The 23,646-nt window shown below is 71.4% G+C and carries 23 protein-coding genes, 1 pseudogene and 1 riboswitch; of the genes and pseudogenes, 13 read left to right on the top strand and 11 right to left on the bottom strand.

Annotated elements, in window-relative coordinates; translation table 11 throughout:
- Window positions 1-19: 19 nt before the first annotated feature.
- The 3 genes from DK419_RS20790 to DK419_RS20780 are packed head-to-tail and all read left to right on the top strand — an operon-like array spanning window position 20 to window position 3,169.
- On the top strand, window positions 20-1,318 hold the full coding sequence (locus tag DK419_RS20790) for an ABC transporter substrate-binding protein (protein WP_109960780.1): 1,299 nt from the start codon (window positions 20-22) through the stop codon (window positions 1,316-1,318).
- Window positions 1,315-2,268 (top strand): ABC transporter permease, encoded by a 954-nt coding sequence (locus tag DK419_RS20785; RefSeq protein ID WP_109960779.1) that lies wholly within the window; start codon window positions 1,315-1,317, stop codon window positions 2,266-2,268. The genes DK419_RS20790 and DK419_RS20785 overlap by 4 nt, the downstream gene beginning before the upstream one ends.
- A 4-nt stretch (window positions 2,269-2,272) precedes the next feature.
- Window positions 2,273-3,169 (top strand): ABC transporter permease, encoded by an 897-nt coding sequence (locus DK419_RS20780; protein WP_109960778.1) that lies wholly within the window; start codon window positions 2,273-2,275, stop codon window positions 3,167-3,169.
- 6 nt (window positions 3,170-3,175) lie between these two features.
- Here DK419_RS20780 and DK419_RS20775 read toward each other — a convergent pair whose 3' ends face one another.
- From DK419_RS20775 to DK419_RS20760, 4 genes are all read right to left on the bottom strand, one after another.
- Window positions 3,176-3,892 (bottom strand): MgtC/SapB family protein, encoded by a 717-nt coding sequence (locus tag DK419_RS20775; RefSeq protein ID WP_109960777.1) that lies wholly within the window; start codon window positions 3,890-3,892, stop codon window positions 3,176-3,178.
- A gap of 95 nt (window positions 3,893-3,987) precedes the next feature.
- Window positions 3,988-4,533, bottom strand: a complete 546-nt coding sequence (locus DK419_RS20770; RefSeq protein WP_109960776.1) for an NUDIX hydrolase — start codon at window positions 4,531-4,533, stop codon at window positions 3,988-3,990.
- Window positions 4,534-4,816: 283 nt separating this feature from the next.
- Window positions 4,817-5,278, bottom strand: a complete 462-nt coding sequence (locus tag DK419_RS20765) for a MarR family winged helix-turn-helix transcriptional regulator (protein WP_109960775.1) — start codon at window positions 5,276-5,278, stop codon at window positions 4,817-4,819.
- A gap of 179 nt (window positions 5,279-5,457) precedes the next feature.
- A complete protein-coding gene (locus DK419_RS20760) occupies window positions 5,458-5,805 on the bottom strand; it encodes a hypothetical protein (protein ID WP_425352601.1) in 348 nt (115 codons plus the stop codon).
- Between the two features lie 259 nt (window positions 5,806-6,064).
- Here DK419_RS20760 and DK419_RS20755 point away from each other — a divergent pair, with 259 nt between their 5' ends.
- The 4 genes from DK419_RS20755 (at window position 6,065) to DK419_RS28775 (ending at window position 8,751) form a co-directional block, all read left to right on the top strand.
- A complete protein-coding gene (locus DK419_RS20755) occupies window positions 6,065-6,955 on the top strand; it encodes a C40 family peptidase (RefSeq protein ID WP_109960773.1) in 891 nt (296 codons plus the stop codon).
- A gap of 218 nt (window positions 6,956-7,173) precedes the next feature.
- Window positions 7,174-7,749, top strand: coding sequence for a ComEA family DNA-binding protein (locus DK419_RS20750; RefSeq protein ID WP_109960772.1), 576 nt, complete (start codon window positions 7,174-7,176; stop codon window positions 7,747-7,749).
- A gap of 415 nt (window positions 7,750-8,164) precedes the next feature.
- Window positions 8,165-8,398, top strand: a complete 234-nt coding sequence (locus DK419_RS28780) for a DUF4926 domain-containing protein (protein ID WP_162561331.1) — start codon at window positions 8,165-8,167, stop codon at window positions 8,396-8,398.
- Between the two features lie 2 nt (window positions 8,399-8,400).
- The gene (locus tag DK419_RS28775; protein WP_162561330.1) at window positions 8,401-8,751 is read left to right on the top strand and encodes a DUF6883 domain-containing protein; all 351 of its coding nucleotides are present in this window, start codon (window positions 8,401-8,403) and stop codon (window positions 8,749-8,751) included.
- Window positions 8,752-9,172: 421 nt separating this feature from the next.
- Here the strand turns inward: DK419_RS28775 and DK419_RS20745 are convergent, their stop codons facing one another.
- The 3 genes from DK419_RS20745 to DK419_RS20735 form a co-directional block, all read right to left on the bottom strand.
- Window positions 9,173-10,450 (bottom strand): D-amino acid dehydrogenase, encoded by a 1,278-nt coding sequence (locus tag DK419_RS20745; protein WP_208642226.1) that lies wholly within the window; start codon window positions 10,448-10,450, stop codon window positions 9,173-9,175.
- A gap of 130 nt (window positions 10,451-10,580) precedes the next feature.
- Window positions 10,581-10,685: riboswitch (glycine riboswitch) on the bottom strand.
- Window positions 10,686-10,787: 102 nt separating this feature from the next.
- Window positions 10,788-11,750 (bottom strand): CobW family GTP-binding protein, encoded by a 963-nt coding sequence (locus tag DK419_RS20740; RefSeq protein ID WP_109960770.1) that lies wholly within the window; start codon window positions 11,748-11,750, stop codon window positions 10,788-10,790.
- 76 nt (window positions 11,751-11,826) lie between these two features.
- Window positions 11,827-12,630: a creatininase family protein gene (locus tag DK419_RS20735; protein WP_109960769.1), complete on the bottom strand. Its 804-nt coding sequence runs from the start codon at window positions 12,628-12,630 to the stop codon at window positions 11,827-11,829.
- 201 nt (window positions 12,631-12,831) lie between these two features.
- Here DK419_RS20735 and DK419_RS20730 point away from each other — a divergent pair, with 201 nt between their 5' ends.
- Both DK419_RS20730 and DK419_RS20725 read left to right on the top strand, forming a co-directional pair.
- Window positions 12,832-13,407, top strand: coding sequence for a MarR family winged helix-turn-helix transcriptional regulator (locus DK419_RS20730; protein ID WP_109960768.1), 576 nt, complete (start codon window positions 12,832-12,834; stop codon window positions 13,405-13,407).
- Between the two features lie 128 nt (window positions 13,408-13,535).
- Window positions 13,536-14,224: pseudogene (locus DK419_RS20725) on the top strand (SDR family NAD(P)-dependent oxidoreductase).
- A gap of 141 nt (window positions 14,225-14,365) precedes the next feature.
- On the opposite strand, the gene DK419_RS20720 reads toward DK419_RS20725, so the two are convergent.
- Entirely contained in the window at window positions 14,366-14,986 is a 621-nt protein-coding gene (locus tag DK419_RS20720) for a TetR/AcrR family transcriptional regulator (RefSeq protein WP_109960767.1), read from the bottom strand.
- A 119-nt stretch (window positions 14,987-15,105) separates the two neighbouring features.
- Here DK419_RS20720 and DK419_RS20715 point away from each other — a divergent pair, with 119 nt between their 5' ends.
- The 4 genes from DK419_RS20715 (at window position 15,106) to DK419_RS20700 (ending at window position 20,851) form a co-directional block, all read left to right on the top strand.
- Window positions 15,106-15,804, top strand: a complete 699-nt coding sequence (locus tag DK419_RS20715) for a PspA/IM30 family protein (RefSeq protein ID WP_109960766.1) — start codon at window positions 15,106-15,108, stop codon at window positions 15,802-15,804.
- Between the two features lie 40 nt (window positions 15,805-15,844).
- A complete protein-coding gene (locus DK419_RS20710) occupies window positions 15,845-16,117 on the top strand; it encodes a YiaA/YiaB family inner membrane protein (protein ID WP_109960765.1) in 273 nt (90 codons plus the stop codon).
- A 151-nt stretch (window positions 16,118-16,268) separates the two neighbouring features.
- A complete protein-coding gene (locus tag DK419_RS20705; RefSeq protein ID WP_109960764.1) occupies window positions 16,269-19,688 on the top strand; it encodes an acyl-[ACP]--phospholipid O-acyltransferase in 3,420 nt (1,139 codons plus the stop codon).
- Window positions 19,689-19,807: 119 nt separating this feature from the next.
- A complete protein-coding gene (locus DK419_RS20700; RefSeq protein ID WP_109960763.1) occupies window positions 19,808-20,851 on the top strand; it encodes a PAS domain-containing protein in 1,044 nt (347 codons plus the stop codon).
- Window positions 20,852-20,963: 112 nt separating this feature from the next.
- On the opposite strand, the gene DK419_RS20695 is transcribed toward DK419_RS20700, so the two are convergent.
- The 3 genes from DK419_RS20695 to DK419_RS20685 all read right to left on the bottom strand — a co-directional run bounded on the left by DK419_RS20695 (window position 20,964) and on the right by DK419_RS20685 (window position 23,603).
- Window positions 20,964-21,800: a class I SAM-dependent methyltransferase gene (locus tag DK419_RS20695; RefSeq protein WP_109960762.1), complete on the bottom strand. Its 837-nt coding sequence runs from the start codon at window positions 21,798-21,800 to the stop codon at window positions 20,964-20,966.
- Window positions 21,801-21,993: 193 nt separating this feature from the next.
- Entirely contained in the window at window positions 21,994-23,283 is a 1,290-nt protein-coding gene (gene murA, locus DK419_RS20690; RefSeq protein WP_109960761.1) for a UDP-N-acetylglucosamine 1-carboxyvinyltransferase, read from the bottom strand.
- Window positions 23,284-23,393: 110 nt separating this feature from the next.
- Window positions 23,394-23,603, bottom strand: coding sequence for a hypothetical protein (locus DK419_RS20685; RefSeq protein WP_109960760.1), 210 nt, complete (start codon window positions 23,601-23,603; stop codon window positions 23,394-23,396).
- Window positions 23,604-23,646: the final 43 nt, after the last annotated feature.

The following is a 23,646-nucleotide window of genomic DNA, read 5'->3' as shown; positions in this document are numbered from 1 at the left end:
ACGAAAGGGAGAACCCGCCATGACCGACATCAAGACGCCGAAAGACCAGACACCCCGCTTGTCCCGCCGCACGCTGCTGCAGGGCGCCGGCGCCGCCGCCGGCCTCGCCGCGGGCTCGGGCGCGATCACGGGCTTTCCGGCGATCGTCGCGGCCGAGCCGGTGACGCTCCGCTACCTCGGCACCGCCGTGAACCAGAGCGGCGACATCGCCCGCAAGGTGAAGGAGGATCTCGGCATCACGATCGAGTACATCCCGGTCGTGACCGACGAGGTGTCGAAGCGCGTCGTCACCCAGCCGAACTCGTTCGACATCGTCGATTCCGAGTATTTCAGCCTCAAGAAGCTGATGCCGTCGGGCAACCTCGTCGGCATGGACGCGCGTCGGATCAAGAACGCCGACAAGATCACCCCGGTCTTCACCAGGGGCGAGGTCGGGGCGAAGACGATCGGCGACCAGGGCACGGCGCCGAAGAAAGTCTTCTACCTCGAGGGCCAGACCTCGACCAAGTTCGCCAGCTCCCCGACCGAGTGGATCACCCTGATCCCGACCACCTACAACGCCGACACGCTCGGCATCCGGCCCGACCTGATCAAGCGCCCGATCACGTCCTGGAAGGAGCTCCTGAACCCCGAGTTCAAGGGGAAGGCCTCGATCCTCAACATCCCGTCGATCGGCATCATGGACGCCGCGATGGTGGTGGAGGCGACCGGCGACTACACCTATCCCGACAAGGGCAACATGACGAAGGCGGAGATCGACCGCACCATGAAGGTGCTGATCGAGGCCAAGCGCGCCGGCCAGTTCCGCGCCTTCTGGCAGGACTTCAACGAATCCGTGAACCTGATGGCGTCCGGCGAGACGGTGATCCAGTCGATGTGGTCGCCCGCCGTCACCAAGGTGCGCTCGCAGGGCGTCGCCTGCACCTACCAGCCGCTGAAGGAGGGCTACCGCGCCTGGGCCTCGGGCTTCGGCCTGCCCAAGACCCTGACCGGCCGGAAGCTCGACGCTGCCTACGATTTCATCAATTGGTTCCTGTCGGGCTGGGCCGGTGCCTATCTGAATCGCCAGGGCTACTACTCGGCGGTGCTGGAGACGGCGAAGGCCCACATGGAGCCCTACGAATGGGCATTCTGGATGGAGGGCAAGCCGGCCGAGAAGGACATCAAGGCCCCGGACGGCACCATCATGGAGAAGGCCGGCGCAGTGCGCGACGGCGGCTCGTTCGAGAGCCGCATGGGCGCCGTCGCCTGCTGGAACTCCGTAATGGACGAGAACACCTACATGGTGCGCAAGTGGAACGAGTTCATCGCCGCATGAGCACGGCGACGGCTCCCGCTCACGCCATGCCGGAGGCGGCGCACGCCGCTCCGGCCCCCGTGGGCCTCGCCGCCGCGACGCGGCGCCAGCGCCGCCTCGCCTACTGGCAGGCGATGCCGCTCGGGCTCGTGTTCCTGGTGTTCTTCCTGGTGCCGCTGGCGCTCACCCTGGTCGTCAGCTTCTGGGAGTACAACGAGTACGAGATCATCCCGGCCTTCACGCTCCAGAACTACGCCGACGTGTTCGAGGGCTGCCTGTCGGGGGGCGAACTCTGCACCACCTTCCGGACCTACCTGTCGACGCTGAAGTTCTGCCTCTTGGGCTGGGCCGCGACGCTGTCGATCGGCTTCACGGTGGCCTACTTCGTCGCCTTCCACGTCCGCTCGACGGCGATGCAGACGGTGCTGTTCCTGATCTGCACCATCCCGTTCTGGACCTCGAACGTGATCCGGATGATCGCCTGGGTGCCGCTGCTCGGCCGCAACGGCCTCGTCAACGACACGCTGATGAGCCTCGGGTTGATCCGCACCCCGATCGAGGGGCTGCTCTACTCCGACTTCTCGGTGGTGCTGGCCTTCATCCACCTCGACACGGTGTTCATGATCGTGCCGATCTTCAACTCGATGATGCGGATCGACCGATCCCTGATCGAGGCCGCCACGGACGCCGGCGCCACGCCCTGGCAGACCCTGTGGAACGTCATCGTGCCGCTGTGCAAGCCGGGCATCGCCATCGGGTCGATCTTCGTGCTGACGCTGATCATGGGCGACTTCGTGACTGTCGGCGTCATGGGGGGTCAGCAGATCGCCTCGGTCGGCAAGGTGATCCAGGTGCAGATGGCCTACCTGCAATTCCCCGCGGCCGCCGCCAACGCGGTGGTGCTGCTCGGGGCCGTGATGGTGCTGATCGCAGCCCTCACCCGCCTGATCGACCTGCGCCGGGAGCTTTAGAGAGATGCGCCGCGACGGGCCCCGCCCCTTCTCGTTCTACGTGCTGGCGGCCTTCTTCGGGCTGTTCGTGCTCTTCCTCTACGGGCCGACCCTGACGATCCTGGCGCTCAGCTTCCAGGGCCCGCAGGGCGGCCTCACCTTCCCGATGAACGGGGTCTCGACCTTCTGGTTCTCGCGCCTCTGGGCGGGTCTCGGCGTCGTCGACATCTGGGCGGCGTTCCGGCGCTCGCTGGCGCTGGGCCTCGTGGTAATGGGGCTCACCGTCACCCTGGCATTCTTCGCGGGGCTGGCCTTCCGCAAGGGCTTCCTCGGCCAGACGCCCCTGTTCTACGTCGCGGTCGCGAGCCTGATCGTGCCATCGATCGTGGTCTCGCTCGGCATCGGCCTCGAATTCCGGCTGATCGACGAGGGCGTCAAGGCGCTCGCCGCCCGGACCGGCTGGGGCTTCCTCCAGGACCACGGCACCGTGATGGGATTGTTCACCTCCGCTCTCGGCGCCCACCTCACCTGGACCCTGCCCTTCGGCCTCCTGATCATGTTCGCGGTGTTCAACCGCTTCAACCCGGCCTACGAGGAGGCGGCCCGCGACCTCGGCGCCACCGGCCCGCAATCCCTGATCCACGTCGTGGTGCCGATCATCCTGCCCTCCCTCGTCGGCGTGGCGCTCTTCGGCTTCACCCTGTCCTGGGACGAGCTCGCCCGCACCAGCCAGGCGATCGGCGGGCGCAACACCCTGCCGCTGGAGCTCCAGGGCCTCACCACCACGGTGACGACGCCGGAGATCTACGCGCTCGGCACCGTGACGACCGGCGTCTCGCTCCTCGTCATCGGGCTCGCCTTCGGCAGCTTCCTGGCGATCCAGCGCCGGCGCGCGAAGCGAGTGACGCTGCCCGGGACCTAGATCCCGTCAATCCGTCGTCCGGACCGTCCAGGTCGCCCGCCGGATCCCCTCGGCCGCCCCGAGCCGGGCGATCACCGCGTCGATCTCCTCCGGCTCGATCGCGGTGCTGACCAGGGTGGCGACCACCTCGACGTCGTCCTCGCCGCGCTCCTCGACGTCGACCTCGCTCACCGGGTAGTGGGCCGCCTCCAGGCGTTCCACCAGGAGGTCGCGCACCTCGGAGAGGCGGCCGGTCTCGGTGACGGCGCGGACCTCGTAGGTGGCTTCCGCGTCGCGCTCGTCGATCGGGATGCGATTGATGGCGTTGACGAGGGGCCGCAGCAGGGTGTTGCCGGCGAGCACGGCGGCGGTGACGAGGGCCGCCTCCGCCGCGAGGTCGACGCCCGAGAGCGCCCCGACGGCGGCCGAGCACCAGAGCGTCGCCGCGGTGTTGAGGCCGCGGACGTTCATCCCCTCCTTCATGATGACGCCGGCGCCCAGGAAGCCGACGCCCGACACCACGTAGGCGACGATGCGGATCGCGCCGTCGCCGTGGCCGATGCGCATGCCCAGATCGACGAAGGCCGCCGCCCCCACCGCCACCAGCACGTTGGTGCGCAGGCCCGCGGTGCGCTGCCGGTACTGGCGCTCCGCCCCGATCAGGGTGCCGAGCACGAAGGCGCAGACGAGGCTCAGGGCCGAGTTCAGGAATTCGCCGGCCTGGAAGGCCTGGATGATCGCCATCGCGTCTGCGGCTCCGGAGGGGCTCCCGGGCGGACCGGGAGCCCGCGCCGAATCCCGCGCCTATACCGGCCGCGTGTGACGGCGCGATAGCGGCGTCAGGGCGCCTTGGAGGGGGCCTTGGGCGGAATCTTGACCGCGACCTTCGCCCTGGCCTTCGCCTTGCGGGCCTTCGCGCCCTCGGCCCCGGCGGCGCGGATCAGCGCGGCGAGCCCGGCCTCGCTCACCGCCTCGGCCGCCTCCGGCACGCTGAACCAGTGCCCCTCGCGCTCGTTCTGCTCGGGCCAGGTCTTGAGCTGCTTGCGCACGTCGAGGCGGAAGACCTGGACCTGGCACAGCACGGTGTCGCGGCTCTTCAGGCGCTTGTGGTAGAAGTAGCTGCCGAGCGCCCGCCGGCCGACCCGGCCGATCAGGCCCGCCTCCTCGTAGGCTTCGCGGGCGGCGGCCTCGTAGTTCTTCAGGCCCTTCATCGGCCAGCCCTTCGGCACCACCCAGCGCCGGGTCTCGCGGGAGGTGATGAGCATGACCTGCAGGGCGCCGTCCGGGCCGAGCCGGACCGGCAGCACGGCGACCTGCCGGCGCGGCTCGCCGCTGCGCTCCGACCAGCCGGTGAGGAGGCCCGCGAGGGAGCGCAGGCTCTTCATGCGCCCGCCCGGCCCGCAAGGACGCCGTATCCCGGAAGGCCGGCTCGAAGGCGGGGGCAGATCACGGGTGTCACGGCGGGGCGCACTCGCTGGTCCGGTCTTGGGCGGGGGACCGCCGACGACCTCCCGCGACGACCTCCCGGGAGGCGCCTCGGGCGGTCCTTCGTCGTGCGATCGGGCCGGCCCCTCGCGGCGGACGGCACACCTCGCCCGTCCCTTTAAGCGGGTTGCGCCGCGGCGCTCAAGCAGGATTTGTTAACCGGCAAAACAATCCGGTCCGGCGTCAGGCGTCGCTGCCCAGCGTGGCGATGAGGCTGTCGAGGCGGGCGCGCAGGTCCGCGATCTCGCCCTCGGACATCTGCAGGGTCTGGACCACCGACCGGCGCACGTCCACGGCCTCGGCTTGCAGGGCCCGGCCCTCCTCGGTCAGGCTGATCTCGACCTCGCGCTCGTCGGCCTGGCGCCGGGTGCGGCGCACGAAGCCGGCCGCCTCGAGGCGCTTGAGCACCGGGGTCAGCGTGCCGGAATCGAGCCGCAGGCGACGGCCGATATCGGAGACCGTGAGGCCGTCATTCTCCCACAGCACGATCAGCACGAGATATTGCGGGTAGGTGAGGCCCAGCCGCTCGAGCAGCGGCCGGTAGCACTTCGTCATGCGGTGGGAGGCCGCGTAGAGCGCGTAGCAGAGCTGGTTGTCGAGCCGCAACGCATCCACGCCTGCCAGGACAGGCTCGAGAGAGTTCATGTGCACACCATACCGACGGCAACCGGACGTCGCCCTCGCCGCAGGATCCTCGTACCGCCAGCATAACACGGGCCGGCGGACCGTCGAAACCGCTGCGCGGCGTTCGATGGTGAACAATAATCTCTCGGATGCGGTGCCGCGCGCAACAGCATAAGATGGATAACAGGATTGCGGACGCGTCAGCGTCGCCCGTCGAGCGGCGGACGGGTCCGGCGCTCGACGAGAGGCCGTCCGGCCCGGCGCTCGACGATGACCGTGCGCGGACCGCGCAGGCCGTTGCCGGTGCTGATGATCCGCTCGGGCGCGCGCTCCGCCTTCGGCCGGGCGGCCAGCACCTGGGCGGCCTGGAGCACGTGCGGGCGCACCTCCTCGGGGGACAGGCCGATCAGGCCCGCGGCGATCTCGACCTGCTGCTCGACGTCGTCGGCGAGGTCCTGGGCCGCGGCCACCGCCTCGGAGACGGTCGGGGGCTCCTTGCGCACCCGGATCGGCGGCAGGTTGCGGGGCTTGTCGGTCGGCTTCTTCACGGTGCGGCTCATCATCATGGGCTGACCATAGCGCGGGCACGACGATTGTTGCAGTGCAACACGCGCATGTCCAACCCGGCGCGGCTGGAATGGTTGCGCGGTGTTTCCGGGTAGGATGCGGCGGCGCCAGCGGAATTCGGTTCGTGAGCGGATCCCGCGCCGGGTCGGGCATAAGGTCGCAGGCACCGTCGCGGCGGCGGGAGGGGCGGCTCGCGGGCGACGGCTTGCCGGGAAGGGGCGGCCCTGAGAGGATCGGGCCATGACCGAGCTTCCCCGCCTCGACCCGCGCCTGACCCCGGCCCGGCCCGACCTCGCCGACGAGCGCCTGCGCGGCCGGGTCGAGGCGGCGCGCTACGTCCCCGGCCGGCCGCACCGGATCGGGGCGCCCCTCGCGCCCCTGCGGCGCGCGCCCGACCCGCTCGCAGCCCTCGACAGCGAGGCGCTCCGGGGCGAGGCCGTGACGGTCTACGACGTGCGCGACGGCTGGGCCTTCGCGCAGCTCGCGGCGGACGGCTACGTCGGCTATCTCCCGGCGGAGGCGCTCGGCCCCGCCGATCCGGCCCCGACGCACCGGGTCGCGGCGCCCCGCACCTTCCTCTACCCCGCCGCCGACCTGAAGCGCCCGGTCCTCGGCGCGCTCAGCCTCGGCGCCGGGGTGACGGTCGACGGCCTCGAAGGCCGGTACGCGCGCCTCCACGGCGGCGGCTTCGTCGTCGCCGGGCATCTCGCACCGGTCGACGCGATCGAGCCGGATTTTGCCGCGACGGCCCTGCGCTTCCTCGGCACGCCCTATCTCTGGGGCGGGCGCAGCAGCCTCGGGCTCGACTGCTCCGGGCTGGTGCAGGCGGCGCTCGCCGCCGCCGGCATCCGGGCGCCCCGCGACAGCGACCAGCAGGAGGCCGCCCTCGGCGCACCGGTGCCGGTCGCCCTGGACCTCTCCGGCCTGCGCCGGGGCGACCTGGTGTTCTGGCGCGGCCATGTCGGGATGATGCTGGACGAGGCCCGGCTGATCCACGCCAACGGCCACCACATGGCGGTGGCGGTCGAGCCCCTGGCGGAGGCGGAAGGCCGCATCCGCGGCGGCGCCACCGGACCGGGCACCGGGGACGGGGCGATCCGGGCAATCCGGCGCCTGGTTCCCGCCGCCTGACGGTGCTCCCGGGAAGTCCGGCGCGTCGACAGCCTCGGTGACTTTAGGGCAGCTCCGCCCGGCGGGACCGACATTCCATGCGCGAATCCGTGGACATCCGGCGGGATATCGGCCGCGCGCGATTGTCTATGCCTCGCGCTGGCCATAACCCGTTGTAGGATGGGCGCGGCGCTGCCGCCGGCAGCCCCGTCTCGAGCCACCAAGGACATGAAGCCGCGATGCTGACCGGTTCGGCCATCACCCGCGCCCTCGTCATCGTCGTGCTGGCGGCCGGCCTCGCCGGCCTGTGGCAGGTGCTGATGCCGCGCTCCACCGTCACGCACGTGTCGGAGCCGCCCAAGGTGGATTCGTCCAAGCGGGCCGAACCCGGGCGGAGCGTCGCGCCCGCGAGCCCGCCGCCGAGCGAGGGCGGGGACCCGGTGCGCTCGGTCTATCCGGGTCCGCGCCCGGCGGACCCGCCGGCGCAGCGCCAGCCGCCGGTGGCGGAGGCGGCCCCGGCGCCGAGCGACGTGCCGGCGCCTGCCCCGGCCCCCTCCCCTCCCCCGGTCTTCACACCGGCCGCGCCCTCCGCGCCGCTGCCCCAGGCCGACGCCACCGCCGACGCACCGCCGTCGACCGGCACCGTCGACCTCAACACCGCGAGCGTAGCGGAACTGAACGGCCTTGGCGGCGGCATGATCGGCAAGGCGATCATCGCCAAGCGGCCCTACGGGTCGCCGGGCGAACTCCTGTCGAAGCGGGTCCTGAGCCGGGCGACCTATGACAAGATCAAGGATCAGGTGACGGTGCGCTAGGATGGGCTCCGACATCGTCGAGGAGCGCTCGCCCGGAAGAGAGGCCGGCGACGATGATGGACTTCGACGAGCCCCCCCTGATAACGTTCTACCTCCCTGCTGAAGGAGGACGCAGCACCCTCGGGAAAGGGGATACCGAGCACGCTTGCCCAGAAGCCCCACGCAGTGGATCGGCCCGGCTCATTGGCGAATGCGGCGTGGTCCCGCCTTCGTGCTCTGGGCGTTTGGCAAGCCCGAGGATGCCCTCACTACGCGATACCCGGACGGCTCGCGGGGAACGATCCTCGATGCCTTGGACCATGGATTGCGACGGCCCTCGTCGAGACCACGACGACGGATCTACGGACCGCTGGACATCGAGGTTCGCGGAGCCGCCGGCCCTTGTGCCAGTGTAGCCTTTGGCTACATTCCGCACATGGCCTTCACCTTTCCCATGATCCGTACCGCGCCGACAGATCGCCCGCCCGAGCAATTCGAGCGGGTAGAACTTCTGAGCGCTGGTCGGACGTGGGAGGGTCAGGACGTGCCGAGCGGCAGTTGCGGCATGGTCGTGGAGGTGCTCGGCGACCATGAGGCGTTCATGGTCGAATTCGTCGAGCCCTTCGCGGCGCTGGTGACAGTGCGGGCCGGTGACGTGCGCATCGCGTAGGAATGCACCGCCTTCTCGCCGTTGGCGACTACCTGCCGGATGTCCATTGTCCGTTGGTGAAGGTCACCGGTTATCTCTTGAGCCCAGATCCGCGCGTTGACGGGCAAGGGAAGCGAGCTTTCTTCGAGGCGTTCGGGTTCAAACGCGAGCATCCCGGCGCTCTCATCTCCGCGCTTGAAATTCATGGCGTCGAAAATCCGGTCGTCCGCTGCCGCAAAGACGAGTGGGGGTTCTACTGGGAGTGCAGCGGGCCGTTGAAGTGTCCGAATGGTCGCGAGCCCACCGTAAAAACGGTCTGGATTTTGAGGCCTGGGCAGGAAATTCCGAGCCTGGTCACAGCAGTGCCGGATTGATCTTGAGGTATCGAGAGCAGCGCAAGCATCCTTGCTGCGGTCGAGATGGCCCCCGATCCGGCCGGGAGACGGCAGGGCGGATTTCGCGGAGCCAGCGGCCGAAACCCTCCATCGCCCCGGTGAACCAGCGGCCCGAGCGAAGGCGCTCCGGGCCACGCTCCGCTTTTACAAAGCCCCCTCGCGATCCCGGAAGTCAGCGTCCCCTCGGAAAAGTCGTGAACCTCGACGACATGAGTGAGACGATCTTGAGCGCGAGGTCGAGATGGGCAGGGTTCACGGATCGGCTCGACGACCCGGTGGCCAGCGGCCGGATCACCGAGGCGGAAACACAGCTCCGTCGCGCCGACCGTCCGGCACCGTCGTCGATGAATGAGGAGAAATCCCCGGGCCTCGACCCCCGATGCACCGGGGGCCGCCCCCCTCACGCCGCCAGCGGCGCCGGGATCTCGGTCTCGCGCTCGGTCACGAGGTCGGCGGCGATGCGGCCGGAGCCCGCCGCCATGGTCCAGCCGAGCGTGCCGTGGCCGGTATTGAGCACGAGGCCGCGGATGCGGGTGCGGCCGAGATAGGGCACGTTCGAGGGCGTGGTCGGGCGCAGGCCGCTCCAGGCGGTAGCGGCGGCGAAGTTGCCGGCGTTGGGGAAGGTGCGCCGGGCGTTCTCCAGGATCGCCGCGACCCGCGCGGCGTCGAGGTGGCGGGTGTAGCCCGACAATTCGGCCGTGCCGGCGACCCGCAGGTGGGTGCCGAGGTTCGAGTAGACCAGCTTGTACTCGTCGTCGGTCAGGCTGACCTGCGGCGCGCCGTTGTGGCCCTCGATCGGGATCGAGACCGAGTAGCCCTTGGCCGGGTAGATCGCCAGGTTGACGCCGTAGCGGCGCAGGAACGGCGCCGACCACGCGCCGAGCGACACGACGACGTTCGGGGCGGTGAGCCGCTGGTGACCGCCGGCCACCATCGCCTCGACGCCGGCGATCCGGTCGCCGTTCGGGGAGAGCAGCAGCCGCGTCGCCTCGGAGCCGTACAGGAAGGTCGCGCCCATCGCGGCGGTACGTGCGGCGAGCGCCTGGGTGAAGGCGCGGGCGTCGCCGCTCTCGTCCTCCGCCGTGTAGGTGGCGCCGACCACGTCGTCGATGGCGTTCGCGAAGGCCGGCTCGAGCGCCAGCACCTCGTCGCGGGAGACCACCCGGCGCTCGCAGCCGTGCTGGCGCATCAGCTCGGCGACGGGCTTGGCCGCCTCGAACTCCTTGGTGTCGCGGTAGAAATGCAGGATGCCGAGGGTCTTCTCGGCGTAAGCCAGGTTCTCGGCGGCGCGGATCTCCTGGAGCTTGGCGCGGCTGTAGGCGCCGAGCCGCACGATCTCGACGGTGTTGCGGCGCGCCCGCTCGGGCGTGCAGTTGCGCAGGAAGCCGGCGATCCACGACCATTGGTGCCGGTCGAGGCGGGGGGTGAAGAGCAGCGGCGCACGCGCGTCGAACAGCCACTTCATCACCTTGAGCGGCGCGCCTGGGTTGGCCCAGGGCTCGGCGTGGCTCACCGAGATCTGGCCGCCATTGGCGTAGCTGGTCTCGAGGCCTGCGCCGCCCTGGCGGTCGATCACGCAGACCGACAGGCCGGCCTTCGCGGCCCAGTAGGCGGTGGCGGTGCCGACGACGCCGGCACCGAGCACGATGAGGTCGAAGGAGGTTGTCTGTCCCGACACGCGTTCCATCCTTCCCGCCGGGTCACGGCGGGTTACAGGGGTTGGAACTCTGTTCGGGTGGCCTGAGAGATTCGCCGGCGGTGCCGGCTTGCTCCATCGGCGGGCGTCGTGGCGCCCTCTCCAGAGTGTCCTCTCGATCGCGGTCCTTTGACCTGAGAGCTTCGGCGCGCAGCACGGCTGGCGCACCTTTCCCCTTCGGTGCCGGCTCGGGGCCGGTCTCTCCCGCGACCATCAACGGACGGCCAAGCCTCTACCATGGCCGCCCGGGGCGCGAAAGCGCCAAACGTCGCGAAAGCGACAGGATCGGTCGCCCCCGCTCAAGCGGGGGACCGGCCGCTCAGGCGCGGCAGGCCTCGAAGCCCCGGCGGATCGCCTCCGGGTCGAGGTGGCGGCCGATGAAGACGACGCGGGATTCCCGCGGGTCGCCCGGCTTCCACTCGTCCTGCAGGTCGCCGTCGAGGATCATGTGGACGCCCTGGAAGACGAAGCGGCGCGGCTCGTCGGGGAAGCTGACGATGCCCTTGCAGCGCAGGATGTCCGGCCCCTGGACCTGGGTCAGGTCGGAGATCCACGGCATGAACTTGTTGGGATCGACCGCGCCGGGAATCCGCGCCGAGATCGACTGGATCTCGTCGGAATGGTGGTGATGGTGGCCCTCCTCGAGGAAATCGGGCTCGACCTCGATGATGCGGGAGAGGTCGAAGGCCTTGCGGTCGAGGACCGTCGCGAGCGGCACCGCGCAGTGCTGGGTGCGGTGGATCTCGGCCGACGGGTTGATCGCGCGGATCTGACGCTCGACGCTGTCCAGGCCGGCCTCGTCGACGAGGTCGGACTTGTTGAGCAGGATCACGTCCGCGAAGGCGACCTGGTTCTTGGCCTCGGGGGCGTCCTTCAGGCGCTCGGACAGCCACTTGGCGTCCGCCACCGTCACCACGGCGTCGAGGGTGGCGGCCTCGCCGACATCCTGGTCGACGAAGAAGGTCTGGGCGACCGGGGCTGGGTCGGCGAGGCCGGTGGTCTCGACGATGATCGCGTCGAACTTGCCCTTGCGCTTCATCAGCCCGTCCATGATGCGGATCAGGTCGCCGCGCACGGTGCAGCAGATGCAGCCGTTGTTCATCTCGAACACTTCCTCGTCGGCGCCGACCACGAGGTCGTTGTCGATGCCGATCTCGCCGAACTCGTTGACGATCACGGCGTAGCGCTTGCCGTGCGGCTCGGTGAGGATGCGGTTGAGGAGCGTGGTCTTGCCGGCGCCGAGATAGCCGGTGAGCACTGTGACGGGGATCTTGTCGGACATGCGGGGGCGTCTTCTTGCAGCGAAACCGGTCGCGGGGGCGCCGCCGGGGCGGCGCGGCGCAGAGTGATATAGTGTGTCACTCCGCCCGGCGCGAGACCGGCTCGGGAAGAGTGAAGCGGGCGACCTCGCCGAGCAGTTCGACGAAGGCGCGGGCGCCGTGGTCGAGGAGGGCGCGCCCGGCCTCGACGCTGCCGAGGCGCGCGTCGCCGATGGCGCCGGCCGGGTTCAGGTCCTGGGCGTGCCAGGCGAAGGCGGCCGGGCGCCCGGCCCGCAGGTGGGTGTAGTCGCGCGCGATCTGCCGGGTCGCCGGCACGAAGTCCTCGATCGCCCCGCGCCGCACCAGGTCGGGCCGGAGCGCCAGCATCAACGCCGTCTCGATCCCGCCGCCATGGATGCCGTGGCGCACCTCGTCGTCCGGGAACAGCCCCGGCGGCGTGCCGAACCGGCCCCAGGCGGTGGTGACCGCCACCATCCCGTGCCGGCCGCGCAAGCCTAAGGCCACGAGGTCGACGAGCGCGCTGTTGCCGCCGTGCGAGGACACGATGACGAGCCGCGGGCAGCCCGCCCGCGCCACCCCGTCGCCGATCTCGCCCCAGGCCCTCAGCGCCGTCTCGGGGGTGAGCGTCAGCGTCCCGGGGAAATCGGCGTGCTCGGGCGACAGGCCGACGGCCTGCACCGGCAGGACCCGCACGTCGAGGTCGTCGGGGACGAGGTCGATGAGCCGGGCGAGGTAGCCCTCGGCGATGACGACGTCGGTCGAGAGCGGCAGGTGGGGGCCGTGCTGCTCGACCGCCGCGACCGGCAGCACCGCCACGGTGCCCGACAGGGCGCCGCCGCGGCACTCCTCGGTGGTCAGGTCGCCCCAGGGCCGGGCCGGCATGCGCTTGGCTCCTTCTTCTTCGACGCTCGCGCCGCCCCAGCATAGGCCGCAGGGGACGGGACCGAAACCGGGCGGCGTCATCGAGCCGTCACGTCCGGGCTGGCATGTGCGCCTTGGGACGCCAGGACCGGCGCCCCGCCCGCCCTTGCGCCCGTGGCGCCTGCGCGGCAGGATTCGTCTCGATAACGGGGGCCTCACGCCATGGCAGCGGTCGAGCAGGCTTTGGCCGTGGACGCGCCGCGCCGGGCGGCCAAGCGCCTCCGGCCCCCCGGCGCCAAGAGCGTCGGCTGGGCCCTGATGCAGGCGGCGCGCCTCCATCGCGGCCGCATCGGCGACCGCCTGGCGGAGCTCGACCTCTTCGCCGGCCAGGAGCAGGTGGTGCAGGCCCTGGCCGCCGCCGGCACCATGACGATGGGCGACCTCGCCGCCACCCTGCGGGTGCGCCCGCCCACCGCCTCGAAGACCATCACGCGGCTCGCCGCCATGGGGGTGGTCGAGCGCCGGACCGAGGCCGGGGACGGCCGCATCGTCCGGGTGCGCCTGACCGAGGCGGGCCTGGCCAAGGCCGCGGCGATCGAGGGCCTGTGGGACGAGGTCGAGGCCGAGATGCTGGAGGGCTTCGACAACAAGGAGCGCCGGCGCCTGCGCAAGCTCCTGCGCCGCGCCGCCCGCAACCTCGCCGAGGCCGCCGGGCTCGAGGCGCACGATTCCGACGCCGAGGCCGAGGACGACCTCGAGGCCGGGCTCGACGGAGATGCGAGCCGGGACATGGACTGACGGGAACACGGACTGACGGGCGCGTGGACCGGGTCGGACGCGGCCCGGCCGAGGCGGGCCGCGCAGCCTTGCCGGCCCGGCGCGGCCCCTATCTCTCCCGTCGGTGAATCGACGGGAAGGAGACCGCCATGGTCCAGCAGGAACGCAGCGCGCTCGTCGTCGGAGCCTCGCGGGGCTTGGGGCTCGGGCTGGTGCGGGCCTTCCTCGCCCGCGGCTGGGCCGTCATGGCCACCGCCCGGGGGGAGGCGCCGGCGCTCGCCGCCTTGAGCCCCGTCGCGCCCGACCTCGCCCGGGTCGACATCGACGACGACGCGGGCGTGGCGGCCCTGCGCGACGCGCTCGCGGGACGCAGCTTCGACGTCGTGTTCGTCGTCGCGGGCGTCGCCGACGGGGCCGGAGTGCCGCTGCCGCAGGGCGACCGGGCGAGCGCGCTCAAGCTCTACGAGACCAACGCGGTGAGCCCGATCCGCTTCGCCGAGGCCTTCGCGGACAGAATCGCCCCCGGCGGCCTGGTGGTGCTGATGAGCTCGGTCCTCGGCAGCGTCTCGCTCAACGAGGGCGGCACCTGGGAGGGCTACCGGGCGAGCAAGGCCGCCCTCAACACGCTGGCCCGCTCCTTTTCCGCCCGCCACCGCGACGCGCCCTTCGGCACGCTGCTGATGCATCCGGGCTGGGTGCGCACCGACATGGGGGCGGGCCGGAGGCCGACATCGACGTGGCGACCAGTGCCGAGGGGATGGCGGCGGTGATCGAGGGACGGCTCGGGCAGCGGGGCTGCGCCTACGTGGATTATCGCGGGGAGACGCTGCCGTGGTGAGTGTCCGGCACGCTCGATCCCCCCGTCGATACTGATCCCCTCGTCGTCATCTCCGGGGGGCCGCGAAAGCGAAACCCCGGATCACCCGGTGAGGCGAGAAGCCAGGGCCCACCCGGTCGGGTCGAGGAACAGGCGCCGGCCTCACTCCGCCAACCCCCGCCCCAACGCCCCCACCACGATCTCGATCTGCCCGCGCAGGACCGGTTCGCTCAGCACCATCAGCTTCTCGTCGAGGCCGAGGCTGACGAGGCCGTGGGTGGCGGAGAACAGCGAGCGGGCGAGGAGGGCGCGGTCATGCTCGCCGAGATCCGGGCGCAGGACCCGCAGCGGCGCCTCGATGTAGCGGAACAGCCGCACCTGCTCGACGAGGTACCAATCGGGCAGCGCGTCCGTGACCCGGTGCTGGAACAGGGCGCGCCAGCGCGCCGGGTTCTCGGCGGCGAAGTGCAGGTAGGCCACCGCCAGCCGCACGAGCGTCGCCACCGCTGCGTCCTTCTGGGCCGGGGTCGCGGGGCCGTCGGGCGCCGTCGGGAGCGGGACCGTGGCGATGACGCGGTCGAACAGGGCGAGCGTGCGCAGGTTCACCGCCAGGATCAGCGCGTCGAGGTCGGGAAACGCCGTGTAGATCGCGCCGAGCGCGCAGCCGACGTCCTTCGCGAGATCGCGGGCCTTCAGCGCCGACAGGCCGCTCCCCGCGATCGTGCGCTCGGCCGCGTCGAGCAGGGCTTCCCGCAGGCGCTCCCGCCGCTCATCGTTGCGCATCCGCCCGACCTCTCCCCGAAGGAACTCTCGCTGAACAACGTTCAAAATCGCGCTTGAACAACGTTCAGACCTGTGGAAGGATGCGATCGTGAACAACGTTCACGAACCTGGAGCCCGCGATGCTCAACCTCCTCTCCACCCTCGTCCGGGGTGCGGCCGCCCGCGCCGCCGAGGACCTGCACGACCAGCACGCCTTCCTGATCCTGGAGCAGCAGATGCGCGACGCGGCCGCCGCGCTCGACGACAGCCGCCGCACCCTGGCGCGCGCCGTCGCGCAGGAGGCCGCCGACGCCAAGGCACAAGGGGCGCTCGCGGGACGGATCGCCGATCTCGAGACCCGCGCCGTCGCGGCGCTCGCCGGCGGGCGCGAGGACCTGGCGGCCGAGGCCGCCGAGGCGATCGCCGAGATGGAGGCGGAGGCGCAAGCGCTCGAGGCCACCCGTGCGGCCTACGCGGCGGAGGTCGCGGCCCTGCGCCGGGCGGTGCGGCAGGGCACCCGCCAGCTCGCCGAGCTGGAGCGCGGCCAGCGGATCGCGCGCGCTGCGGAAGCGGTGCGCCGCCTGCGGGCCCGGCGCGGCGTGGGCACCGGGAGCCCGGCGGCGCTCGCCGAGGCGCAGGCCACCCTGCGGCGCCTGCGCGAGGCGCAGGCCGCCGACGCCGCCTCCGACGAGGCGCTGGCGATCATCGAGGGGGCGACGCCCGCATCCCTGTGCGAGCGCCTGGAGGAGGCCGGCTTCGGCCCGCGCGCGCGGCCGAGCGCCGGCCGCGTGATGGAGCGCCTGCGCGCCAAGGCCGAGACCGCGGCCGACGCCGCCTGACCGCATCGATCCCGTTCCGTCGTTTCGAGGATTCACCGCCATGACCGCGCAGACCACGCAGCATACCTCCGCCTGGGTGGCGTTCACCTACGCCTCCTTCATCGGCGCCGCCACCATGGTGGCGGGCGGCATCCTGTTCCTGCCCCTCGACCTCTGGACCAAGGGCTACCTCGCCATGGGCGTGACGATGCTGGTCCAGTCCTGCATCACCCTGGTCAAGACCGTGCGCGACGTCCACGAGGGCAAGCGCCTCGTCAACCGCATCGAGGATGCCCGGGCCGAGCGCCTGCTGATGGAGATGGGCAAGGAATAGCCGGTGCCGCCGCGGCAGCGAGGCCCCGACATCGGATCGCCGCAGATCGCGGCAAGATCGCGCGACGAAAACCGATTAGGGTTTACCGGCTAAGCCGCTCTCGAGCGCGGCTTCGCCCGCACGACCCGTCACCGAGCGAGGAACGCCCCTCATGTCCGGAAAGCTGATGGCCAGCCGGCGCTTCGCGCCCCTGTTCTGGTGCCAGTTCTTCTCCGCCTTCAACGACAACTTCCTCAAGAACGCCCTGGTGTTCCTGATCATGTTCGGGGCGGGCGGGGCCGGCGGCGGCGCGGATGGCGGCTCGGCGGCCCTGGTGACGCTGGCCGGCGCGGCCTTCATCGCGCCGTTCTTCTTCCTCTCGGGCCTCGGCGGCGAGCTCGCCGACCGCTACGACAAGGCGTTCATCGCGCGTCGCCTCAAGGCGGCGGAGATCCTGGCGGCGGGCGTCGCGGTGCTCGGGTTCTGGCTCGCCTCGGTGCCGATCCTGTTTCTGGCCCTGATCCTGTTCGGGATCGTCGCGGCCCTGTTCGGGCCGATCAAGTACGGCATCCTGCCCGATCACCTCGAGCGGGCCGAACTGCCGGCCGGCAACGCGCTCATCGAGGCCGCGACGTTCCTCGCCATCCTCACGGGCACCATCGCGGGCGGGCTCGCCGTCACCCATGGCGGGGCGCACGCCTTCGGCCTCCTGGTGATGGGCTTTGCCGTCCTGTGCTGGCTGTCGAGCCTCCTGATCCCGAAGACCGGCGAGGCGGCGCCGTACCTGCAGGTGAACCGCAACGTGCTGCGCTCGACGGGCAGCCTGATGCGCGACCTCTACGACGACACCCGCCTGTGGCGCACCGGCGTGATCACGAGCTGGTTCTGGCTCGTCGGCGCCGTCGTGCTGGCCCTCTTGCCGGCGCTCGTGAAGGGCACCTTCGGCGGCGACGAGACCGTGGTGACGGCGCTCCTCGCCCTCTTCTCGGTCGGCGTGGCGCTGGGCTCGGGCCTCGCCTCCTGGCTCTGCGCCGGGCGGATCGTGATGCTGCCGACGCCGATCGCGGCGCTCGTCATGGGCCTCGTCTCCCTCGACCTCGCCTACGTCGCCGCCACCAGCTCGGCCCCCGCCTCTCCCGTCGGGGCCCTCGACTTCCTGGCCTCCTGGCGCGGCGCCCGGATCGCGGTCGACTTCGTGGCGCTCGCCGCCGCCGCCGGCCTGTTCATCGTGCCGTCCTTCGCCGCGCTCCAGGCCTGGACGCCGAAGGAGCGCCGGGCCCGGGTCATCGCGGCCTCGAACGTGCTGGCCGCCGCCCTCATCGTGCTCGGCGCCGTCGGCCTCGCGGGCTTGCAGAAGGCGGGCCTGTCCTCGGCCGGGCAGTTCGTGATCGTCGGCATCGCCAACATCCTCGCCGGCATCGCCATCCTGGCGGTCCTGCCGACCAGCGGCTTTCGCGATTTCCTGTCGATCGTGTTCCGGGCCTTCTACCGGCTCGAGGTGCGGGGCATCGAGAACATCGAGAAGGCCGGTCCGAACGCCATCATCGCGCTCAACCACGTCAGCTTCCTCGATGCCGGCCTCGCCCTGTCGCTGACCGAGCGCGACCCGACCTTCGCCATCGACCACACCATCGCGCAGAAGTGGTGGGTGCGCCCCTTCCTGTGGCTGACCCGGGCGCTGCCCCTCGACCCGACGAAGCCGATGGCGACGCGCACGCTCATCAACGCCGTCAAGGCCGGCGAGACCCTGATCATCTTCCCCGAGGGGCGCCTCACCGTCACCGGCAGCCTGATGAAGGTCTATGACGGCGCCGGCCTCATCGCCGACAAGTCCGGCGCCGCCGTGGTCCCGGTGAAGATCGAGGGGCCGGAGCAGACGGTCTTCTCGCGCCTGTCCCGCGCCCAGGTGCGCCGGCGCTGGTGGCCGAAATTCACCGTGACGGTGCTGGAGCCGGTGCGGCTCGAGGTCGATCCCGGCTTGAAGGGCAAGGCCCGCCGCCAGGCCGCGGGCGCGGCCCTCTACGGGGTGATGTCGGACCTGATCTTCCGCACCGCCCCGATCGACCGCACGGTGTTCGAGGCGGTGGTGGACGCGGCCGAGCGCGAGGGGGCGGGCCGGGTTGCGGTCGAGGACCCGGTCTCGGGCAAACTCTCCTATCGCCGCCTGCTCATGGGCGCCCGGGTGCTCGGGGGCAAGCTCGGGCCCCTCGCCCCGCAGGGCCGGGCGCTCGGCGTGATGCTGCCGAACGCCAATGCCGCCGCCGTCACGATCCTGGGGGTCATGTCGGCCGGCCGGGTCCCGGCGATGATCAACTTCACGGCGGGCGCAACGAACATCCTCAACGCCTGCAAGGCGGCGGAGATCGACACGATCGTCACCTCCCGGGCCTTCGTGCAGAAGGGCCGCCTCGACGCCCTCCTGGAAGCTCTCGGCCAGAGCCTGAGGATCGTCTACCTCGAGGACGTCCGCGGCCAGGTCGGCCGGCTCGACAAGCTCGGCGGCCTGCTCGGCTGGCGCCGGGCGCTCCATCCCCGCCGGCCGGAGGAGCCCGCGGCGATCCTGTTCACCTCGGGCAGCGAGGGCACGCCGAAGGGCGTGGTGCTCTCCCACCGCAACATGCTGGCCAACGCCGCCCAGGCCCAGGCGCGGATCGATTTCGGCCGCACCGACAAGGTGTTCAACGTCCTGCCGGTCTTCCACTCCTTCGGCCTCACCGTCGGGCTGGTGCTGCCGCTGGTCTCCGGCGTGCCGGTCTACCTCTACCCCTCGCCGCTGCACTACCGGGTGGTGCCGGAGCTGGTCTACGGCTCGAACGCGACCATCCTGTTCGGCACCGACACCTTCCTGACGGGCTACGCGCGCGCCGCCCACGCCTACGACTTCCGCTCGCTGCGCTACATCCTGGCCGGGGCCGAGCCGGTGAAGCCGGCGACCCGCAAGGCCTACGCGGAAAAGTTCGGGCTGCGCATCCTCGAGGGCTACGGCGTCACCGAGACGGCGCCGGTGCTGGCCCTCAACACGCCGATGTTCAACCGCTTCGGCACGGTCGGGCGGATCATGCCCGGCATGGAGGCGCGGCTGGAGCCGGTGCCCGGAGTGAGCGAGGGCGGGCGCCTGTTCGTGCGCGGGCCCAACGTGATGCTGGGCTACCTCAGGGCCGAGAATCCCGGCGTGCTGGAGGCGCCCGCGGAGGGCTGGCACGACACCGGCGACATCGTGGCGATCGACGCGGACGGCTTCGTCACCATCCGGGGCCGCGCCAAGCGCTTCGCCAAGGTCGGCGGCGAGATGATCTCGCTCGCCGCGGTCGAGGCGCTCGCCGCCGAGCTCTACCCGGAGGTAGCGAGCGCGGTCGCGGCCGTGCCCGATCCCCGCAAGGGCGAGCGCCTGGTGCTGGTGACCGAGAAGGCGGATGTGACGCGCGCCGCCTTCCAGGCCGAGGCCCGCGCCCGGGGCCTGAGCGAACTCGCGGTCCCGGCCGAGATCGTGACCGTCGACAAGGTGCCGCAGCTCGGCTCCGGCAAGGTCGACTTCGCCGCGGTGACGCGGCTTGCCGCGGAGCGGACCCGGCCTTCGGAAGTGGCGGCCTGAGCGCACCGTGCGGGCCAGCCTATCCCGACGGCCTCCGTTGACGCAGCGTCGCGGCCGACCGATCTGATGCCGATGCCGATGCTTGCGGATCGGCATCGGTCGACTGTCAGGATCGCCTCATGTCCACGCCCGCCCCCGGCGCATCGGATCGCGTCGTGTTCTCGTCTCGCGAATTCCTGAAGCTGCTGGAGGTCCACGACCTGACCGGCAGCTGGGGCTGGACCTTCGCCAGCGACGACCACGTCTGGTCGCCCGGGCTGTTTCGCCTGCTCGGCCTCGCACCGGGCGCCACCCGGCCGAGCTACGCCGCCCTCCTCGCCATGGTGCATCCCGAGGACCGCCCCGCCCTCGAGACGGACGCGCAGGTGCGGCGGGACGGGGTCCTGCGCGACCACACCGTGCGGGTGATCCGCCCGGACGGCTCGCTGCGCGTCCTGTCCTGCCGCGGCGAGATCTATCACCACCCGGACGGGCGCCCGCTGGCCGCCGCCGGCACCGTGCTCGACGTGACCGACCGGGAGCGCCTGGCCGGCGTGCAGGAGGAGGAGCGCCGCCGCCGGCGCGCCCTGTTCGAGCAGACCCAGTCCTGGACCCACGCCTCGCTCTACGCCCAGGCCCAGCGCGTCGGCTCGCAGGAATTGCTGCTCCTCACCGGCGTGACGCAGGAGGCTTTCCGCCACGACTGCACCCTCGTGGTCGCCCCCGACGACCGCGAGCGCACGCGGGACCACGTCCGGGCGATGATGCAGGCCGGCCGGCCCTTCGTGACCGACAAGCTCCTGCTCCTCGCCGGGGGCGGGCAGGGCCGGTTCCGCTTCGCCTACGCGCCGGTCCGGGACAGCCGGGATACGCTCGTGACCTGGGCCACGATGGCCTCGCGCCTCGAAGGCCCGATGACGGCGCCGATGGATGCGGTGGTGCAGCGCGGGCTCGAGAGCGGGATCGCCGGACGGCATCTCGCGGCCGCCCGCGCCCTGCTCGGCTGGTCGATGCAGGATCTCGCCGCCGCCAGCGGCCTGTCCCTGTCCTCGATCCGCCGCCTGGAGGATGACGGCGACGGCCCGACCACGCGCACGCGCCGGGCCGCCATCGCGGCTTTGCGCGAGGCCGGGGTCGTCTTCATGCTCACCCACGGCAACGCGATCGCGGTCTATCGGGCCTAGGGCATCTTTCGACGAAGCGGATACCGGTTCGTCGAGAGGAAAGGCGGCCGAACCAGGGATCTGGAGCAGCGTCCGGCTGCAACGCGATCGGGCGCCGCTCTGTCGCCGCGGCTCAGCGCTTGCGGTAGACGAACACGTCCTGGTGCGCGTCGAGCTGCATCGGCCGGTACGAGACGCGTTCCAGCTCCGGCGCCGCCTCGGCCACCAGCCGCTCGACCGCCTCCGTGGTGAACCAGGTCAGGCCGTACTCGTCGGTGTAGTAGGGGTAGCGGGCGTAGTAGTACCCGTCCCGCGCCATGGCGGCGAGCACCGCCGGCTTGTCGAGCCAGTACTGCTCGTAGCGCTCCGCCGTCTCGGCCGAGCCCTGGCCGTGGATGGTGAACACCGCGACGCCGCCGGGCTTGAGGGCGCGGGCCACGTCGCGCAGGTTCGAGACCACGAAGTCGCGCGGCAGGTGGGTGTAGACCGAGAGCAGGTAGATGAGGTCGTAAGCCCCGGACGGCTTGACCGCGGCGCGCTCCATCACCGGCACCTGCGTCGCGCCGAACTCGGAGGCGGTGAAGCGGGCGCCCTCGTCGATCACATCGCAGACCGCGATCCGGTCGCCGGGGAGCCGCCGCGACAGCTCGCGCACGATGCGGCCGTAGCCGCAGCCGATCTCGAGCGCCCGGCCGACCGAATCCCAATCGCGCCCGGCCTCCTTCAGCGCCGTCTCCAGGATGTCGACGAACTGGCGCGCACCGGTCGTGTAGCTCGCGACCCGGTCGGGGGCCGTCGAGGTCAGCATGAAGTCGTTGTAGTGGGCGCGCCCGATGCCGGCGACCGGCCGCGCCCCGAGACGCGAGCCCAGCGCGAAACGGGCCTTGCGCCCGACGGCGTAGAGGGCCGGCGAGCGCTTGATCACGTTCAGCATCCCGGGCGGGATCAGCTTGGTCGAGAGAGAGGGCACGGGTTCGCTCCGGTGAGGACCGCTCTCGCCCGCGATCGACCGAGAGTGGCCGCACGATGCCGGGACCCGGCCTCCCGGACAACGATTGACGCGGTTCAAGCCTAACGGAGGCTTGAACCCGCCGGACGCATCCGCTGGACCGTCCTCGTCAAGCCTCCGTTAGGATTCCCCGCCCGATCGTCTGCGAGTGAACTTACACCCGCTCGCGCCGGATCTCGGCGCCGCAGCGCACGAGCTTGGCCTCCAGCGCCTCGAAGCCGCGGTCGAGGTGGTAGACGCGGTTGATCTGGGTCTCGCCCTCGGCGGCGAGCCCGGCGATCACGAGCGAGACCGAGGCGCGCAGGTCGGTCGCCATCACGGGGGCCCCCTTCAGGCGATCGACGCCCTCGACCACCGCGACGTCGCCCTCGAGCCGGATCCTGGCGCCGAGGCGGGCCAGCTCCTGCACGTGCATGAAGCGGTTCTCGAAGATCGTCTCACGGATCCGCGACTGGCCCCGGGCCTTCGTCATCAGGGCCATGAACTGGGCCTGGAGGTCGGTCGGGAAGCCCGGGAACGGATCGGTGGTGATGTCGACCGCCGCGATGCCGTGGCCGTTGCGGCGCACCCGGATGCCGTGGTCGAGCGGCGTCACCTCGGTGCCGGTGGTGCCCAGGATGTCCAGCGCGCTGTGAAGCAGGTCGGCCCGGGTGTTCTCGAGCGTCACGTCGCCGCCGGTCATCGCCACCGCCATGGCGTAGGTGCCTGTCTCGATCCGGTCGGGCAGCACCGCGTGCCGGGCGCCCGAGAGGCGCGACACGCCCTCGATCACGATCCGCGGCGTGCCGGCGCCCTCGATCTTCGCGCCCATCCGCGACAGGCAGGCGGCGAGGTCCACCACCTCCGGTTCGCGGGCGGCGTTCTCGATCACCGTGGTGCCATGCGCCAGCACCGCCGCCATCAGGGCGACGTGGGTGCCGCCGACCGTGACCTTCGGGAACTTGATCTCGCCGCCGCGAAGCCCGTTCCTCGTGCGCGCCACCGCGTAGCCGCCGTCGATCTCGATCGTGGCGCCCAGCGTCTCGAGCGCCATCAGCAGGAGGTCGACCGGGCGGGTACCGATGGCGCAGCCGCCCGGCAGCGACACCCGCGCCTCGCCGAAGCGGGCGAGCAGCGGCGCGATCACCCAGAAGCTCGCCCGCATGGTCGAGACGAGGTCGTAGGGCGCCGTGGTGTCGATGACGTTCGAGGCGGTGAGCCGGATGGTCTGGCCGGCCTCGGTGGTCTGGCCAGGCCGCTTGCCCACCACCATGTGGTCGACGCCGTGGTTGCCGAGGATGCGCAGCAGCGAGGCGACGTCGGCGAGCCGGGGCACGTTCGACAGCTCCAGCGTCTCGCCGGTGAGCAGGCTGGCGATCATCAGCGGCAGGGCCGCGTTCTTGGCGCCCGAGATCGGGATGACGCCGTGGAGCGGCTGGCCGCCGACGATGTGGATGCGATCCATGGTGACAACGTCCTTCGCGCCGCTCGGCGCGTCCTCGCGCGCTATGGAAGCGCGCCCTGATCCGAAACCCGTTTATTGCACCGCAGCGATGCTACCGCTACGCTTGCCCGTCAACGCCCATCGCCGCCACTTCGATCCACCGCCGGTTCCGGCGGCGCGTCGCCCGGTGCCTCGGCGGCCTCGCGCCCGCGCGCCTGCGCCTTGCGGCGCTTGAGATTGTCCCGCAGGGCGGCCTTCAGCCGCTGCTCCCGCGTCCCGTCGCCGAACCTGCCGTCGCCGGATCTGCCGTCACCTTGCCTGCCGTCGCCTTGCCCGCTCATCGCGCGCGACCCTTCGTCGCCATGACCAATTTCCAGCTTTCAT

Origin of the sequence: Methylobacterium terrae, from assembly GCF_003173755.1 — a bacterium.
Lineage (GTDB): Bacteria > Pseudomonadota > Alphaproteobacteria > Rhizobiales > Beijerinckiaceae > Methylobacterium > Methylobacterium terrae.
The sequence above is the reverse complement of the archived record's forward strand: the minus strand, read 5'-3'. Positions and strand labels throughout refer to the sequence as shown.